Source organism: Enterococcus sp. DIV1537a, from assembly GCF_051712085.1.
Taxonomy (GTDB): Bacteria; Bacillota; Bacilli; order Lactobacillales; family Enterococcaceae; genus Enterococcus; species Enterococcus faecalis.
In genome coordinates, this window is record NZ_JBIOOE010000001.1 from 760,158 (window position 1) to 776,600 (window position 16,443).

Sequence of the window (16,443 nt, forward strand, 5' to 3'; positions counted from 1 at the left end):
GACAAAATAAAAAAGGATTAAGTAGTAGGGAGTTGTTTTCCACAATATTTTTGAAATTAAAGCATTTACAAAAAGGAAACATGAGTATATAATGGCAACATAACGAAACCGATTGCGTAAGGAGTGGCAAGAATGAAAAAAATGTTTAGTTTTGAGTTTTGGCAAAAATTCGGGAAAGCTTTAATGGTCGTTGTGGCAGTAATGCCCGCAGCGGGTTTAATGATTAGTATTGGGAAATCGCTTCCTTTAATCGATCCTAATTTAGGCTTGTTAGTAACAACAGGCGGAGTTCTAGAGAGTATCGGTTGGGCAATTATTGGCAACTTACATTTACTATTTGCGTTAGCAATAGGTGGCAGTTGGGCCAAAGATCGTGCAGGTGGAGCATTTGCAGCGGGGATTTCTTTTGTTTTAATCAACCGTATTACTGGAGCCATTTTTGGTGTAACAAATGAAATGTTGGCTGATGAACAAGCTTTCACGCATACCTTATTTGGCACCAAGATTATGGTGAAGGGATTCTTTACAAGTGTCTTAGAAGCCCCAGCATTAAATATGGGTGTCTTTGTAGGGATTATTGCTGGTTTTGTCGGTGCGATGGCTTACAACAAATATTACAATTATCGGAAATTACCAGATGCGCTATCATTTTTTAATGGTAAACGGTTTGTCCCATTTGTCGTTATTTTGTGGTCAACAATTGTCTCAATTGCATTAGCACTTATTTGGCCAAATATTCAAGCGGGAATTAATAATTTTGGGTTATGGATTGCGCAATCTCAAGACAGTGCACCTATTTTAGCGCCATTCTTATATGGAACGTTGGAACGTTTGTTATTACCTTTTGGGTTACATCATATGTTGACGATTCCAATCAACTATACACAATTAGGTGGAACGTATGAAATTTTATCTGGCGCACAAGCTGGAACCCAAGTCTTTGGTCAAGACCCTTTATGGTTGGCTTGGGCAACAGACTTAGTGAATCTTAAAGGTGCCGGTGATATGAGCAAGTATCAGTTTGTCTTAGAAAATTGGACACCAGCTCGATTCAAAGTAGGCCAAATGATTGGTTCTTCAGGAATTTTAATGGGGATGGCTTTGGCGATGTATCGTAATGTCGATGCAGATAAAAAAGCTAAATATAAATCAATGTATTTTTCTGCTGCTTTAGCTGTTTTCTTAACTGGTGTGACAGAGCCGCTAGAATTCATGTTTATGTTTGCTGCAGTGCCGCTTTATGTGATTTATGCCGTGATCCAAGGTGCTGCTTTTGCAATGGCTGATATTTTACCATTGCGTGTGCATTCGTTTGGAAATATTGAATTGTTAACAAGAACACCGCTAGCGATAAAAGCTGGTTTAGGTGGCGATTTAATCAATTTTGTTTTAATGGTCATCATTTTTGGTGTTGTCACTTATTTCTTAGCGAATTTCTTAATTAAAAAATTTAATTACGCAACACCTGGAAGAAATGGAAACTATGACAATGAGAACGGTGAAGAAATCGCATCTGGCGCGGATGGTTCAGGCGTCGTCGATCAGCAAATCGCGCAAATTGTCTACTTACTTGGTGGTAAACAAAATATCAAAGAAGTTGATGCGTGTATGACACGCTTACGTGTCAGTGTAAAGGATCGAGAAAAAGTCGGTTCGGAAGAGGCGTGGAAACGGGCAGGTGCAATGGGCTTGATTGTGAAAGATAATGGCGTTCAAGCCGTTTATGGACCAAAAGCCGATGTTTTAAAATCCGATATTGAAGATTTACTAGCTTCCGGCGTTGACATTCCAGAACCAGTTATAGCAGAAAGTACAGCAGGAGTGCCAACGACGAATTTCTTAGGCAAGAAAAAAGATTTCGTGGCTGTGGCGACAGGGGAAGTTATTCCAATGGCGCAAGTCAATGATCCTGTCTTTTCACAAAAAATGATGGGGGATGGATTTGCAGTTAAGCCTCTAGAAGGAGAGGTGGTGGCACCAATTTCGGGGAAAGTCCTAAGTGTTTTCCCAAGTAAACATGCGATTGGGCTACAAACAGAAGAAGGTATTGAAGTACTTGTCCATATGGGAATTGATACAGTTGAAATGGCAACACCTGCTTTTGAATCTTTTGTTAAAGAAGGACAATCATTGAAAGCTGGGACGAAACTAGCTAAAATGAATTTGGATGTGATTGAACAAGCTGGCAAAGAAACAACGATTATTGTCGCCTTTACAAACAGCGACAAAGTGGAACAAGTAGTTATTAATCAACTAGGAACTACCACTGCGGGAACTGTGATCGGACAGATTGAAATTTAAATGATTAGGTATGAGGTCGGGACAGAACCGTTTAACTCCGAGAAATAAGAAGGAATTTCCGGAAATTGCTTTTTAATTTTTGGATAATTTCGGCTTATTTCCGAAGGAGTTGGTTCTGTTCCCGCCGTTTATCAGGTTTTGCGCGTGAAGCAAAAATCCAAAGTGATTTTTGTCCCACTCACAGACCTAATAACATGTAAGAGAAGGGGAAAAGATGAATCTTTTAACAATCAATACTCATAGCTGGTTAGAAGAAGAACCGTTAAAAAAATTAGAGGAGATTGCCAAGGTGATTTTATCTTCTGAAAGTGAAATAATTGCCTTACAAGAAGTGAATCAGAAAGTCGCTTCCAAGAAAGTGCCGTTAGAACAGTTAACTACTTTTTGTCCCGTGGCGACCCAAACACCGATCCATGAAGATAATTTTGCATATCTAATCGTTCAATATCTAGCTGAAAAAGGCCAACACTATTATTGGAGTTGGGAAATGAGCCACATTGGTTATGCTATTTATGAAGAAGGAAACGCACTACTTTCGAAATGTCCGTTGACTAGTGAAGCTCTCCTTATTTCAGAAAGCCAAGAACCAACGAATTATCGAACAAGAAAAATCTTAGTAGCGGAGACAGAGAGTTCAAAAGGTCCGCTTACTGTTGTCTCTAGTCACTTTTCTTGGTGGGAAACACCCTGTACAGGTTTTGCCTATGAATGGCTACAATTAGAGAAATACTTAGCGATGGGGCAACAACCGTTAGTCATTTTAGGCGATTTAAACAATCCAGCTGGTACAACTGGCTATCAATTAGTGGAAAATAGTTACTTGCCGATTCAAGATGCATTTGTTGTAGCGGAAGAGACAAGCGGTGAAGCAACAGTAGAGAAAAAAATAGATGGTTGGGAAGAAAATGAAGCAGCCTTGCGGATTGACTACGCATTTGTTCCAAAACAGTGGCACGTACGAAAATATGAAGTAATTTTTGATGGTAGGAAAACACCGATAGTCAGTGATCATTTTGGCTTACTCATTCAACTAAAATAAGAAAAAGCGCTGAATTTTCAGCGCTTTTTCTTATTTATTCGCTCATGTAACTATTCTTCTCAGTCTTGTTTGGCTAATTCTTGATCCCGAAGGATGGTGGCCTCAATCCCTTTGATGACTGTTGAAATAAACGCATTGTTTTCTAATTCGACAATCCCAGCAACCGTGGTTCCACCAGGAGAACTGACCTGGTCGATTAAAGTCCAAGGATTCTCTGTACTATTTGCCAAAGTTTGAGCGCTGCCTAGTACAGCTTGTGTGGCAATTTCTAAGGCTAACTCTTTGTTCATACCATTTTTAACGGCTGCTCGGGCAATCGAATCAATAAATAAGAAAGCATACGCAGGAGTGCTACCTGCAATAGCAGTAAAAATCGAAAAATACTGTTCCTCTAATTCCCAGGCTTGGCCAACTGCTCGAAACAACGATAAAACAGTCTGGATGTCTTCAGGGGATGCAAAAACGTTGCCACAAATAGCTGCTGCACCTGCGCCAATCAATGCATTCATATTGGGCATCACACGAACAAGACGAAGCGGTTGGGTAGTCTCAAACAGTTGATACAATTCTGCAATAGTCGTACCTGCTGCAATGGAAACAATTAACGGTTGCTTGTCTAAAATTGCTTCTTTTGCTTCAAGTAAAGCTGCTTGAACGAATTGCGGTTTCACCGCTAAAATAACTAAGTCAGCTACTGCAATAGCTTCTTGTGGTGAAGCAACCGCGTGTGCACCAATTTCTTTTGTAAAAACGGCGGTTTTTTCGACTTGAATATCATAAAAATAAAGGTTTTCTGCGGCAATAAATTGCTTTTTTAGCGCACCTTTGGCAATGGCGGATGCCATATTTCCAGCACCGATAAAACTAATTTTCATAAAAAATTCCTCCTAAAAACTGTTGAATCTCTTTTTTCGTGTTACCATGTATCTAGTATAGAAGGAAACGCCAAAGAAAAAAATAGAGGGAGTAAAGTAAAAAGTGTTGGATTATGAGGTGATTAATTGGCAAGCAAAGAAGAGCAATATGCAGCATTTTATCAGTTTTTAGAGACCTTAGATTGCTATTTAACCACTACCAATGCTCTTGAGAATGAAGTAGCGCAATTTAAGGGAAATCCGCATCGAGAAATTGCGGGCTTTATGCTGGCATCTTCGGAAACCATTGACGTTCCGAAAGGATTTATTCGGATGCTCTATTGTTTAGAGCAAGATGGCAATGCTTATTTGGATCAACAAAGGTGTTCGTTTTCGGCTGGCCAAGTCATGATTGTCAATGAGGCCACCTCTGTTAGCTATCAGGGGCAAGGAATGTCTATGATTATATTTTATTTTAAAAAGCACTATTTTCTTGATACGCTCTTAAATCAGCTGGCGGAAGAGCCAGTCATGTATCGTTTTTTTACAGAAATTGCTAGCAGTGAATTTGAAAACATTCCTCGATATTTCGTTTTTGCCAGCCAGCCAAATTCGGATGTTCACGTCTATTCGCTATTATTACTGAAACAAATTGTGAAAATGGCCTATTTTAATAATAAAGTGACCAAAGCGGCCTTTGTTTTGCTGATGGTGGAACTAGGTCAACTGCCTAGAGAAGCTTTAAAGATGCAAGATAATTATTTGTCGAATCATCAACGTGTTGAGGTGATTTTAGCGTATATTGAGCAACAGATTGCACATGTCACTTTAGCAGAAGTCGCCGCTAAATTTCATTTTCATCCGAATTACTTATCGAATTTTTTAAAAGAAAAAACAAACAAAACGTTTACGGAAATTGTCTTAGCCTACCGAATCCAATTGGCGAAAAACTACTTGAAGCAAACAGATTTATCGATTCAAACGATTGTTGAACGAATCGGCTATCAAGACAAAGCCTTTTTTTATAAACGTTTTAAAGAAGAAATGGGCATGACCCCAAAACAATATCGACAGAAAGAAGGAATGGCAGATGTACGAAGAAATCTTTGAAGAATTTCAGTTAACTGTAGTAGAATTACCAATCGAATTCGTTGATGATTTGCCTGTCTATCGCGGACACTTAAAAGAATTAACGTTTCTTTCAGCGGAAGCCTCTTCACGAAAAAAACTTTACCAACAGCTTTTACAGGCTTATTTGTTGTATAGAGAAGAGAATCAAGCAGTTGTTGAAGAGGAAGAAATAACTTCCTCGTTATTGTCTACAGAACAGTTATTAAAATACTATGATGGTGAAACGTTCGATGGGTTTCAGTTGCCATCAAATGAATAAGAAAGCAGGGAAACAGATGGATACAATGGCAAAAATTAATCAATTTCGAGATGAAAGAAATTGGCGCCCCCACCATAATGAAAAAGATTTGGCACTCTCAATTTGTTTAGAAGCAGCAGAATTGTTAGAACTTTTTCAATGGAAAACAGCAGAAGAAGGCATCAAACAAGAAGAACGAATCAAAGAAGAATTGGCTGATGTTCTCATTTACTCCTACATGATGGCTGATAATTTAGGGTTTGATTTGGACGAAATTATCGAAGAAAAGTTGAAGAAAAATGCGGTGAAATATCCAGTGCCAGAAAAATAAGTGTTGAAACAAATGAATCGAAGAACTTCTAAAAAAGAATAACGAAGTGGAAAATAGCCAGTATTAAGAAATTCTGAAGGGTTTGCGGAAAACAGAAATAAAAAGTAGCTTTCTGCTGCAAAAAATTTTAAGGAGGAACAATCAATGATTACAGGCACAGAAATTGATTTTATTGTTAGTGATAGTTTAAAGGCATTAGCTTTATATAAAGAAATCTTTGAGGTTCATGTAGTTGAAGCGACAAAGTATCCTGTTGGAAGGAATGAAGTAGTGTTTAACTTATATGATACTCGGTTCCATATGTTAGATGCTAATGAAGAATTTGGTTTAAAAGCACCAGATTCAGAACATCCCAATACTATCTGGTTTAATATAACGGTAGCAGATATTGTGCAAACTCATAAAAAAGCCTTAGCGAATAAGTGCATTGAGATGCAACCAGTTACAGAAATGATGGAAGGAGCTATTCAAAATTCGTTATTTGTTGATCCATTTGGTTACATGTGGATGGTACATCAAATTAACCAAGAACTAAATTTTGAAGAGCGAACAGAAATTTTAGAAAAAGAAATGTAGTAAGGAGTGGTGCTCAGAGATGAGTACCACTTTTTTTATTTTACAATAGAAGTAAAATACCAATGATCCTGTAGTGATCAACAAGACAGTAAAAAATTGGAGATAGAAAGTTAGTGTGTCATAGAAATACAGCAATATTCTCTAATAATTAATCTAACGTTAAAAAAATTGAGAAAATGCCAGATTGATTTTTGATAAACTGTAAACAAAGAAAAACTGGCTGTAAAAATCTTGATAAATCAATGGAATAAAAGGAGAAAGCGAAAGATTAATTCTTGTATGTAGATACAAAGGGAGACTAAATGAATGAAAAACAGAAAGCGAATAAAATTTGGTATATTAATCGCAACAATAATAGCAATAGCCATAATCGGCACGATTGGAGTGAAAAAAATGAACGAACCAACAGAAAAAGAAAAACAAATTGCTTTTTTGAAAAAGCATGAAGAAGAAATGACGGAGTATGTAAAATCTCAAAATTCAAAGATTTACAGTGTTCAATATGATTGGGAAAGTGTAGAGGTTGGAACTATTGGTAACGGGACACCTATAGGAGCTGGGAATTTACTTACTATTAAAGGAGGATTTAATAATATAAAAGAATCTAATTTTATAGTAAGCTTTGCTCTTGATACTAAAAAAATGCCTAAGCTAGATACGGTAGGCTTGCTAAGTTCTTTGTATATTGGGGGTGAGATTTTTGAGTAATTTAGAGAATTTCAATAATATCTATGCTAACTTGGCAGAAAGTTCTTATAATAACCGACCTAATCCGTTCCCTAATTATCAAAAGATGAAAACAGAAAGGGAATTTGACTTTTCAAAAGATAAGAAGATTAGTGGGAAATTAACTAAAGGAGGTCAAAATCTCCCCAATAATGGAATTGTCTACCTCTGCCCCAACAACTAGGAAAAGTCAATCAAAATAGAAAAATCACATAGTAACTCTTCCCCATACATATTAAGGAGGTGAAAAAGTGAAAAATAAAAAGCGAATAAAATTTGGTATCTTAATCGCAGTAATAGTAATAGCTATAATCGGCACGATTGGAGTGAAGAAAATGAACGAACCAACAGAAAAAGAAAGAAAAATTGCTTTTTTGAAGGAGTATGAAGAAGAAATGACGGAGTATATTAAGGAATACAGTGTTCAAGATGAACAAGTAGTATTTGATTGGGATACAGTGACAGTAGATACTAGTAGTGCCTTTTCTAAACCAGTCTTGACTATTAAATTTGATATTAGTGATAGTTCTGAGTCAGTTTATAACAATCAAGGATATGTTTTAAGAATTAAAACTGATGTGAAAAAACTAGAAAAAATAGACGGGTTAACAGTTTTAAATGACCCAATCTATTCTTCGATTCAGGAGGATATAAATGATTGATTTAAAAAATACTTTTAATATATATGCAAATTTATCTCAAAGTACTTATACAGGTCGACCGAGACCATTTCCTTACAAATCACTTTTGCAAAAAGAGAGTAAAAAATTAGATAAAAATCAATCAGTTCCATTCACCTTCTCCAACGCCAAAGACGCCCACGGAAATGACGCCAGTACTGTCTACCTCCAACCCGACAACACTGTAAAAAAAAATCAAAGAAAAAAACTGGGTAGGTAGGGAAACGGTTTATAAAAAAGGGTTATTAACATAGGAAAAGTCAATCAAAAATAATCAAAATCGAAAAAATCACATAGTAACTCTTCCCCATACATATTAAGGAGGTGAAAAAGTGAAAAATAAAAAGCAAATAAAATTCGGTGTGTTAATCGCAACAATAATAGCAATAGCCATAATCGGAACGATTGGAGTGAAAAAAATGAACGAACCAACAGAAAAAGAAAGACAAATTGCTTTTTTAAAAGAGCATGAAGAAGAAATGACAAAGTATGTAAAATCGAAATCATCAAATATTAAGAATATAAATTATCTTTGGGATACTACAGAAAAGTCATCTAGTAGCGTATTTACAAAAGAAAATCTATCATTACGTGTTGAAATAAAAAGTAAAGATGATTTAGAAACAGATACCTATTCTCTAGTGATTGACGTAGATGTAAAAAAACTGGATGAAATAAAAGGACTATTTTTAGTAAATTGGAAACAAGGAGAAGCTATCCATGAAAAATCTTGATAATTATTATAATTTGTATGTGAGTTTATCAGAAGCTTCATATATTAAGAGACCTATAAATTTTAGCAATGATTTTCTTACAAAGAAACAGAGAATAAGGTTTGAGGAAGGAAGATCTGTCAAATTCCATTTTCCCAACGTCAAAGACGCCCACGGAAATGACGCCAGTACTGTCTACCTCCAACCCGACAACACTGTAAAAAAAAATCAAAGAAAAAAACTGGGTAGGTAGGGGAAACAGTTTATAAAAAAGGGTTATTAACATAGGAAAAGTCAATCAAAAATAATCAAAATCGAAAAAATCACATAGTAACTCTTCCCCATACATAATAAGGAGGTGAAAAAGTGAAAAACAAAAAGCGGATAAAATTTGGTATATTAATCGCAACAATAATAGCAATAGCCATAATCGGCACGATTGGAGTGAAAAAAATGAACGAACCAACAGAAAAAGAAAAACAAATTGCTTTTTTGAAAGAGCATGAAGAAGAAATGACGGAGTACATTAAATCTCAGAAATTCTATATTACTTCAGAAAATAAAAAAGGACAACCTGAAGTAAAAAAAGTGAGTTTTGACTATGAAAACTACAGTACGTATCAACGAGATGCAGGTGGAATTCCTTATGAAGTTTATACGATTGATATTACTGGTTTGTATAATGATACAGAAATCTTTGAACTGTTAATTGATGTTGACTCATTAAAGAAGCCGACAAAAATATTAAATTTTGAAAGATACTAAATATTTAAGTAAGTAGTGACAACAATGGCTAATTTAAAGGAATATTTTAATATCTATGCCGATTTAGCTCAAGGAGCTTATAATGGAAGACCTCAAAAATACTCTTTTCCTCATGACCGATTAACACCTGAAAAGAAAAAAGAAATAGAAACCAAAAAGCATGCTACATTCCATTTCCCCAACGCCAAAGACGCCCATGGAAATGACGCCAGTACTGTCTATCTCCAACCCGACAACACTGTAAAAACAATCAAAGAAAAAAACTGGGTAGGTAGGGAAACGGTTTATAAAAAAGGGTTATTAACATAGGAAAAGTCAATCAAAAACAATCAAAATAGAAAAAATCACATAGCAACTATTCCCCATACATAATAAGGAGGTGAAAAAGTGAAAAATAAAAAGCGAATAAAATTTAGTATATTAATCGCAACAATAATAGCAATAGCCATAATCGGCACGATTGGAGTGAAAAAAATGAACGAACCAATAGAAAAAGAAAGACAAATTGCTTTTTTGAAAAAGCATGAAGAGGAAATGACGGATTATATTAAACAATCAGAGTTAGATAAAGTGTCCAGTGTTGAGTACCTTTGGAATACGGTTAAATCAGATAAAGGCATGGCATTTACAAAAGAATTTTTAACAATTAAAACCAATATTTATGACGGAAGAAATATAAAAATAAATGGTTTTTGGATTAATATTTTTGTAGACAATGTGAGAGATCCTAAGAAAATTAGTAACATAAATTAAAGGAGAATATATATGAGTGATTTAGCAAATTATTATAATGTTTATGCCAATTTATCCCAAGCTTCGTATAAAGGGCGACCTCAGTCTAAATCGTTAGCTAAACTTGACGATAATCAATTGAAAGAAATGGAAATAAAAAAATATGCTACATTCCATTTTCCCAACGCCAAAGACGCCCACGGAAATGACGCCAGTACTGTCTACCTCCAACCCGACAACACTGTAAAAACAATCAAAGAAAAAAACTGGGTAGGTAGGGAAAAGGTTTATAAAAAAGGGTTATTAACAGATGAGAAAGCTGGTTATAATTCTTATTATGTAACAGATACGCCGACCTTGAGTCCAAAAACGCAGCATACATATTTTACCACTCGCGGTAGTGACGGCGTTTCAATGGACGTGAAAAAAGGTTGGTCAGGGAATAATTTGAATGACTGGGTCAATAATAATGGATCCTTTACATTATTCAATGCCTATTTGCCTCAAGCAAAATTAGCCAATGAAGCCATGCATCAAAAGATAATGGAGATGAGTGCTAAAGCCCCTAATGCGACTATGTCGATTACAGGTCATTCTTTAGGAACCATGATTTCTATTCAAGCGGTGGCCAATCTCCCCCAAGCAGATCTCGCTAAAATTGATAAAGTAGTATTGTTTCAAGGGCCTGATGCGCGAGAAAGCATTAATAAAATGTCTCAACAAGCTCAGGAAAATATTCAACAATTAGAAGAACAAGGGAAAATCGATTATTATGTGAATGCGTTTGATATTGTCTCCATGTTGAATCGAAATAAAAAAGGGGTAGATGAAATTGGTCGGGTGCATTATCTATTACCGAAAACGTTCACCACTACTTTTGATCTGACGGACAAATACGGTTCTAGTCATGATTTTGGTCAGTATCAATTAAATCCTGATGGTACGCCCAAAGAAGCCAATCTAAAGGAACATGGCTATATTTTTGCGGCAGGAGTAAAAGTTTCCAAACTTATTGATAAATATTTAGGGAAAATCATGGGTGCTTCAGGTGAATCCTTGGCTAAAAACAGTCTCCAATTTTTGTTAAGTCTGCTATCTGAAGAAAATCGCCAGAAAATCATCAAAGAATATGAAAAAATCATTCACGAAGCAAAAATTGCCAGCCAATGGCAAGGGAAAGTGAGTCGTATTCAGAAAAGTTTAGCCAGTGCTTCAGGTAGTCAAAAGATTGAATTACGTAGTGAATTAGCAGAACTAGTTGCAAAACAAGCTCAGCAAGCTGGAAAAGAATACGAACTACTTGTGAAAAATATCCTCCAAGAAGCAGAAGATGAAGTCCAGACAGTTTCAAAGGAAATTCGTGAAAGTGCAATGAGTATCCGACAGTATCTATCCTATGCAGAAGTTCAAGCAATGATTGCTCCTTACGAAAAAAGTCGTCTTTGGGATAGCGCTGAAGCAACAAATACTAGCAACCAAGCCAAGCAATACAAGCAAAAATTAACTGATTTTAGCGGAAAATTAACAACTGTTGCTGAAAATATTCAAGCATACGATCAACAAGCAAGAAGTAGTTTATTTCAAAAATAATAAATGAAAGGGTTTTCCTATGGATGAAAGAGAATTTCAAGAAAAATTAGAAGTAGAACAAAAAGCTCGTGAACGAGTAGCAATCCAGACAGTAATTACTGCTAAAAAAACACGAATTGCTACAACCAAACAAAACACAACCGCAAGTTTGAAAGAACTTTCAGAAGCCATGTTTCAACAAACAAATAGTGCCCTACCTAATGCCTTGAACGGAGCTTTGCAGGGGAAAAGTGCAGAATCAGCAGAAAAATTTTTAAAAGGAAGCCAGAGACCAAATTTAAAAACACCTGTCAAGGGAGAGTGACCGACAAATGGAGGAACAGCGAAGAAAACGGCAATATTTAGAAGAACAATATTATGAAGAAAAAAATAAAATTCACCGCCAACAAGAAGTGCTGAGTAATCAATTAGTAAACTTTAGAAGAGAAACTGGACAATTGGTAGATAAAGTCAATTATTTAACGAAAAATGATCAATGGCACAAACAGCAATTTTACCATGCAATGGAACAAAGTGATCACTTGATACGTCAAGAAGGAAATCGTTATAGACAACAATTAGAGGAAAAAGAACGTGAATGGACGAGGACATATCGAAAAGAATTGGATAAACTCTAAAAAAACAGCGTCACCTCTAAAGGTAACGCTGTCTTTGTCAGTCTGTTACGTCACAGGAGGGATTCGAACCCCCGACCGTCCGCTTAGAAGGCGGATGCTCTATCCTGCTGAGCTACTATGACAATAGTTGTAACACAACAAAGCTAATTATAATGGAAGTAGTGTTAGAAAGTCAATCGGAAATTTAAATAACAGAAGAAGTTTTTTTGGAGAGAGAAAGTGAAGAAAATAGAGAGTTTATATTGACGAGGTTTTCTGGTTCTGTTATTATAGTTAGTGTTGTAATTGTGGTCTCCACAGCTACAACCGCACAGAACAAGTTTTTAAGCATGAGTAATCATCACTTGGGATGGCGAGTCTAAGTCTAGAAGAAGGAGGTGCTGTATAGCATGTACGCAATTATCAAAACTGGTGGTAAACAAGTGAAAGTTGAAGTAGGTCAAGCAATCTACGTTGAAAAATTAAACGTTGAGGCTGGCGAGAAAGTTGTTTTTGACGAAGTTATCTTAGTAGGTGGCGAATCTACAAAAGTTGGTGCGCCAACTGTTGCAGGCGCAACTGTTGAAGGAACTGTTGAAAAACACGGCAAACAAAAGAAAGTCGTGACTTTCCAATACAAACCTAAAAAACACTCTCACCGTAAACAAGGTCACCGTCAACCGTATACAAAAGTTATGATCGAAGCAATCAACGCTTAATCTCTCTTGTTGACAGGAAAGAAGGCCTATCAATGATTAAAGGTTCTTTTAAACGAACAGGCTCCGGCCGAATCGTTTCATTCGAATTAACCGGGCATGCTGAAGCAGGTCCTTATGGCAGCGATGTGGTTTGCGCGGCAGTTTCTGCCTTAGCAATTAGCACAGTCAATGGGATTGATGCCTTAGCAGGTTTTGAACCGATTGTCGAAGTTGATGATGTAGAAGGTGGCTACCTTTATGTCGAGATGTTAACAACTGTCAATCAGGAACAAAAAAATATTGCCCAAATTCTATTAGAAAATCTTTTATTAGGTTTACAATCAATAGAGAACGAAAATACTGAATTTATTCAAATAAAAACAATCACTGAGAAATAGGAGGTGCAGACTATGTTATTGACTATGAATTTACAATTATTTGCCCATAAAAAAGGTGGCGGTTCTACATCAAACGGCCGTGACTCTGAATCTAAACGATTAGGCGCTAAAAGTGCTGATGGCCAAACAGTTACAGGTGGTTCAATTTTATACCGTCAACGCGGAACTAAAATTTATCCAGGTGTGAACGTTGGAATCGGTGGCGACGATACGTTATTTGCAAAAGTTGACGGTGTGGTACGTTTCGAACGTAAAGGCCGCGACAAAAAACAAGTATCAGTTTATCCAGTAGCTAACTAATATGATTAAAAAGCTGAATCTGCGGATTCAGCTTTTTTTGTCTTGTTAAAGGGTTAGACGGAAATAGAGGAAGATCTTAAAATAAAAAAAATCTCACATTGGGTTTAACTGCTTGTCTGACAAGGTTAATTGATGATATATTTAATGTAATAACAAGCATGTTATAAAATAATTGAGTCAAAAGAAAGAAGGGTATTATGCAGAAGAATTTTAGTGTAGTAAAGAAGTACGTGAATTTGATTTTGGATATTGTATTAGGGATTTTAGGAGTTTTCTTATTAGTATTTATGGCTAGTTATTTAGTTGACCTCGCTACATATCTCATGAAGCCAATGACGCCGGATAATTTTTCAGTTATCATGCAAGAAATTATTTCATTCTTTATGTTATTTGAGTTTATTATGATGATTCTTCGCTATATTCAAGAAGGACACCATATTCCGATTCGTTATTTGATTTTAATTTGTTTAACCGCAATTTTACGTCAATTAATGGTTGCACATGGCGATGGCTTGCAGACCTTATTGTTATCTTTATCAATTCTTTTACTAGTGGTTGTGCTATTTATTCTCGGGTTAAATGGCAGCAAATTTTATACGCTAGGAAAAGCGAAAGTAGAAGAAGATCACGAGCAAGATTTTCATCATTAATCGAACATAATCAAAGACCGTCCAACGTGAGAATTTTTCTCTAACGTGGGGCGGTCTTTTTAATGCATAGTTAAATAGTTAACTCAATCAGTTCAATCGTTGGTAAGACACCAAAGCGTGCGCTGATTTTAGTGGTTCCGATTCCTGGGTGAACAATTAGCGGCGTTTCATCTTCTAAATGATAAAGCCCATGTGTATATTTTTTAGCAAGCTGATTTTTGTAAGTGAAAAAAGGCAAGCGAATCTGTCCGCCGTGACTATGTCCTGCTAAAATGAGGTCAATGTTTTTGTTGACTGCTGAGTCTGCGACATCTGGCTCATGGGTTAGTAGCAGAGTGGGCGTTCCAGTAGGGCGGTTGACTAAAGCTGCAGCTAAGTCGGTTTGTCCATATAACGAATCTTCTAAACCAGCGACGTACAAGGAGATGTGGTGTGAGACAGGCAGTAATTTGCCCGTGTTTTTTAGTACGGTAAAGTCGGCAGCTTCTAAGATTGTTTCGTAAAAATTGGTATCTAACCCGCTATACTCGTGGTTGCCATAAATAGCGAATTTGCCATAAGGGGCGTTAATTTTACGGAAAAGTTGAATCACTTCATCCTGAATTTCGATACCGAAACGGGCATAATCATCAAATAAGTCTCCTGTAAAAACGACTATGTCTGGTTGTAATGTATTTGTTTTTTCAACAATCTGTTTTAAGGATTTCACAGAATAATTCTTTTTTAAATGAATATCAGAGAGTTGAACAATCCGTAAGGTTTTCCCTGATTCTGTTACTTTAATTTGATTTTTGTGTATGACTAAGCAGTTAGGTTCAATAAAAAAACTATAGCTTAAAATGCCGATAATAATGAAAAATAGTGCCAGAAATAAATAAACGTTCATAATTTCCTCCTTGAAGTCGCTAAATTAGTTTACTACAAAAGTGTTAAGCAAAAAATAAGGAAAGGTAAAATTTTCAGTAAACTTTCTCGATGAAGTTTTTTGGTGATTCATGCTTTTCTGAAGTAAATTTGCTATAATGAAAAATGAGAAAAAAGAAAGAAGGTCGAACCAATGATGGCAAGAGTCGAAAAGTTACGGGAGTTAATGAAAGAAAATAATTTACAAGGATTTTTAGTGACAAGTCCGTATAATTTACGTTATTTAACCAATTTTACTGGGACAACAGGCTTGGCAATGATTACATTAGATAAAGCTTTTTTTGTAACGGATTTTCGTTATACGGAACAAGCTGCGGAACAAGCAACTGGTTTTACTATCGTTAAAAACACAGGACATATTTTTGACGAAGTAGCAGATTTAGCTGAACGTTTGCAATTAGATAATTTAGCTTTTGAAAAAACGCAAGTTAGTTTCGCTGATTATAGCTTATTGGAAGAAATTTTACCATGTGAATTAGTTCCTGTAATGGGTTTGATTGAAGAATTAAGAGAAGTGAAAGATGAAGAAGAAGTAGCGATTATTGAAAAAGCGTGTGCCATCGCGGATCAAGGATTTGCCTTTGTCTTAGAGATGATTAAACCTGGAATGACAGAGATTGAAGTGGCTAATCAATTAGATTTCTTCATGCGGTCAAAAGGAGCCAGCGGTGTTTCTTTTGAGACAATTGTGGCCAGCGGTCTACGTTCGGCGATGCCACATGGCGTTGCTAGCCAAAAAGTCATCGAAAAAGGTGAGTTAATCACTTTAGATTTCGGTTGTTATTATGAAGGCTATGTTTCTGATATGACACGGACATTTGCCATTGGTAGTATTCAGCCAAAACTAAAAGAAATTTATGATATTGTTTTAGAAGCACAATTAAAAGTGTTAGCAGAAGCTAAACCTGGTTTGACGGGCATTCAATTAGATGCGATTGCACGGGATCATATTGCTTCCTATGGCTATGGTGATGCGTTTGGTCATAGCACTGGTCATGGCATTGGGTTAGAAATTCATGAAGGACCAAATGTTTCATTCCGAGCAGACAAACAGTTTGTACCAGGGAATGTGATTACGGACGAACCTGGAATTTATTTGCCAGGAATTGGTGGCGTGCGTATTGAGGACGATTTATTAATTACTGCTGAAGGTAATCGTGTATTAACGCATGCACCGAAAGAATTAATCATTTTATAAAGG

At 36.1% G+C, this 16,443-nt stretch carries 23 protein-coding genes, 1 tRNA gene, 2 pseudogenes and 1 other annotated feature; of the genes and pseudogenes, 23 read left to right on the plus strand and 3 right to left on the minus strand.

Annotated features, from left to right (window positions below; all coding sequences use genetic code 11):
• Positions 1–132 precede the first annotated feature (132 nt).
• Together IGJ41_RS03770 and mapP are read left to right on the plus strand one after the other, a co-directional pair.
• Positions 133–2,301: a PTS transporter subunit IIBC gene (locus IGJ41_RS03770; protein ID WP_438713905.1), complete on the plus strand. Its 2,169-nt coding sequence runs from the start codon at positions 133–135 to the stop codon at positions 2,299–2,301.
• Between the two features lie 214 nt (positions 2,302–2,515).
• On the plus strand, positions 2,516–3,340 hold the full coding sequence (mapP, locus tag IGJ41_RS03775) for a maltose 6'-phosphate phosphatase (protein WP_153853823.1): 825 nt from the start codon (positions 2,516–2,518) through the stop codon (positions 3,338–3,340).
• A 59-nt stretch (positions 3,341–3,399) separates the two neighbouring features.
• Here mapP and proC read toward each other — a convergent pair whose 3' ends face one another.
• Entirely contained in the window at positions 3,400–4,215 is an 816-nt protein-coding gene (proC, locus tag IGJ41_RS03780) for a pyrroline-5-carboxylate reductase (protein ID WP_153853824.1), read from the minus strand.
• 126 nt (positions 4,216–4,341) lie between these two features.
• Here proC and IGJ41_RS03785 point away from each other — a divergent pair, with 126 nt between their 5' ends.
• The 16 genes and pseudogenes from IGJ41_RS03785 (at position 4,342) to IGJ41_RS03860 (ending at position 12,293) form a co-directional block, all read left to right on the plus strand.
• Positions 4,342–5,304: a helix-turn-helix domain-containing protein gene (locus tag IGJ41_RS03785; protein WP_010712106.1), complete on the plus strand. Its 963-nt coding sequence runs from the start codon at positions 4,342–4,344 to the stop codon at positions 5,302–5,304.
• A complete protein-coding gene (locus IGJ41_RS03790; protein ID WP_002395680.1) occupies positions 5,285–5,584 on the plus strand; it encodes a hypothetical protein in 300 nt (99 codons plus the stop codon). The genes IGJ41_RS03785 and IGJ41_RS03790 overlap by 20 nt, the downstream gene beginning before the upstream one ends.
• On the plus strand, positions 5,577–5,894 hold the full coding sequence (locus IGJ41_RS03795; protein ID WP_002355855.1) for a nucleotide pyrophosphohydrolase: 318 nt from the start codon (positions 5,577–5,579) through the stop codon (positions 5,892–5,894). Before IGJ41_RS03790 ends, IGJ41_RS03795 begins: the two co-directional genes overlap by 8 nt.
• 144 nt (positions 5,895–6,038) lie before the next feature.
• The gene (locus IGJ41_RS03800; protein WP_002355856.1) at positions 6,039–6,470 is read left to right on the plus strand and encodes a VOC family protein; all 432 of its coding nucleotides are present in this window, start codon (positions 6,039–6,041) and stop codon (positions 6,468–6,470) included.
• 306 nt (positions 6,471–6,776) lie between these two features.
• Positions 6,777–7,178, plus strand: a complete 402-nt coding sequence (locus tag IGJ41_RS03805; RefSeq protein WP_252671989.1) for a hypothetical protein — start codon at positions 6,777–6,779, stop codon at positions 7,176–7,178.
• Entirely contained in the window at positions 7,162–7,380 is a 219-nt protein-coding gene (locus IGJ41_RS03810) for a hypothetical protein (RefSeq protein WP_080113477.1), read from the plus strand. The genes IGJ41_RS03805 and IGJ41_RS03810 overlap by 17 nt, the downstream gene beginning before the upstream one ends.
• 67 nt (positions 7,381–7,447) lie before the next feature.
• The gene (locus IGJ41_RS03815; protein WP_202564535.1) at positions 7,448–7,858 is read left to right on the plus strand and encodes a hypothetical protein; all 411 of its coding nucleotides are present in this window, start codon (positions 7,448–7,450) and stop codon (positions 7,856–7,858) included.
• A pseudogene (locus IGJ41_RS03820) lies at positions 7,851–8,127 on the plus strand (hypothetical protein); the annotation flags it as partial. The gene IGJ41_RS03815 and the pseudogene IGJ41_RS03820, both read left to right, overlap by 8 nt.
• Before the next feature lie 81 nt (positions 8,128–8,208).
• Positions 8,209–8,610, plus strand: coding sequence for a hypothetical protein (locus IGJ41_RS03825; RefSeq protein WP_142956775.1), 402 nt, complete (start codon positions 8,209–8,211; stop codon positions 8,608–8,610).
• Positions 8,597–8,874: pseudogene (locus IGJ41_RS03830) on the plus strand (hypothetical protein); the annotation flags it as partial. The gene IGJ41_RS03825 and the pseudogene IGJ41_RS03830, both read left to right, overlap by 14 nt.
• 81 nt (positions 8,875–8,955) lie before the next feature.
• Entirely contained in the window at positions 8,956–9,354 is a 399-nt protein-coding gene (locus tag IGJ41_RS03835) for a hypothetical protein (protein WP_289855416.1), read from the plus strand.
• A gap of 24 nt (positions 9,355–9,378) precedes the next feature.
• Complete coding sequence (locus IGJ41_RS03840) at positions 9,379–9,663, plus strand: hypothetical protein (RefSeq protein ID WP_131750728.1); 285 nt, start codon at positions 9,379–9,381, stop codon at positions 9,661–9,663.
• Positions 9,664–9,741: 78 nt separating this feature from the next.
• Positions 9,742–10,107, plus strand: coding sequence for a hypothetical protein (locus IGJ41_RS03845; RefSeq protein ID WP_025190693.1), 366 nt, complete (start codon positions 9,742–9,744; stop codon positions 10,105–10,107).
• Between the two features lie 12 nt (positions 10,108–10,119).
• The gene (locus IGJ41_RS03850) at positions 10,120–11,676 is read left to right on the plus strand and encodes a cutinase family protein (RefSeq protein ID WP_131750727.1); all 1,557 of its coding nucleotides are present in this window, start codon (positions 10,120–10,122) and stop codon (positions 11,674–11,676) included.
• A 19-nt stretch (positions 11,677–11,695) separates the two neighbouring features.
• Positions 11,696–11,980, plus strand: coding sequence for a hypothetical protein (locus tag IGJ41_RS03855; RefSeq protein ID WP_010824481.1), 285 nt, complete (start codon positions 11,696–11,698; stop codon positions 11,978–11,980).
• Between the two features lie 7 nt (positions 11,981–11,987).
• The gene (locus tag IGJ41_RS03860) at positions 11,988–12,293 is read left to right on the plus strand and encodes a hypothetical protein (RefSeq protein WP_002409071.1); all 306 of its coding nucleotides are present in this window, start codon (positions 11,988–11,990) and stop codon (positions 12,291–12,293) included.
• A 48-nt stretch (positions 12,294–12,341) separates the two neighbouring features.
• Here the strand turns inward: IGJ41_RS03860 and IGJ41_RS03865 are convergent.
• Positions 12,342–12,415, minus strand: a tRNA-Arg gene (locus IGJ41_RS03865).
• A 172-nt stretch (positions 12,416–12,587) separates the two neighbouring features.
• Positions 12,588–12,663: a sequence feature (ribosomal protein L21 leader region), on the plus strand.
• Between the two features lie 19 nt (positions 12,664–12,682).
• On the opposite strand from IGJ41_RS03865, the gene rplU reads away from it, so the two are divergent.
• The 4 genes from rplU to psiE all read left to right on the plus strand — a co-directional run bounded on the left by rplU (position 12,683) and on the right by psiE (position 14,318).
• Complete coding sequence (rplU, locus tag IGJ41_RS03870; protein WP_002355866.1) at positions 12,683–12,991, plus strand: 50S ribosomal protein L21; 309 nt, start codon at positions 12,683–12,685, stop codon at positions 12,989–12,991.
• A 32-nt stretch (positions 12,992–13,023) separates the two neighbouring features.
• Positions 13,024–13,368, plus strand: a complete 345-nt coding sequence (locus tag IGJ41_RS03875) for a ribosomal-processing cysteine protease Prp (RefSeq protein WP_002355867.1) — start codon at positions 13,024–13,026, stop codon at positions 13,366–13,368.
• 12 nt (positions 13,369–13,380) lie between these two features.
• A complete protein-coding gene (gene rpmA, locus IGJ41_RS03880) occupies positions 13,381–13,668 on the plus strand; it encodes a 50S ribosomal protein L27 (RefSeq protein WP_002355868.1) in 288 nt (95 codons plus the stop codon).
• Positions 13,669–13,865: 197 nt separating this feature from the next.
• Positions 13,866–14,318: a phosphate-starvation-inducible protein PsiE gene (gene psiE / locus IGJ41_RS03885; protein ID WP_002355869.1), complete on the plus strand. Its 453-nt coding sequence runs from the start codon at positions 13,866–13,868 to the stop codon at positions 14,316–14,318.
• 70 nt (positions 14,319–14,388) lie between these two features.
• Here psiE and IGJ41_RS03890 read toward each other — a convergent pair whose 3' ends face one another.
• Positions 14,389–15,204, minus strand: a complete 816-nt coding sequence (locus IGJ41_RS03890; RefSeq protein WP_153853827.1) for a metallophosphoesterase — start codon at positions 15,202–15,204, stop codon at positions 14,389–14,391.
• Positions 15,205–15,375: 171 nt separating this feature from the next.
• On the opposite strand from IGJ41_RS03890, the gene IGJ41_RS03895 reads away from it, so the two are divergent.
• The gene (locus tag IGJ41_RS03895) at positions 15,376–16,440 is read left to right on the plus strand and encodes a M24 family metallopeptidase (RefSeq protein WP_438713912.1); all 1,065 of its coding nucleotides are present in this window, start codon (positions 15,376–15,378) and stop codon (positions 16,438–16,440) included.
• Positions 16,441–16,443 lie beyond the last annotated feature (3 nt).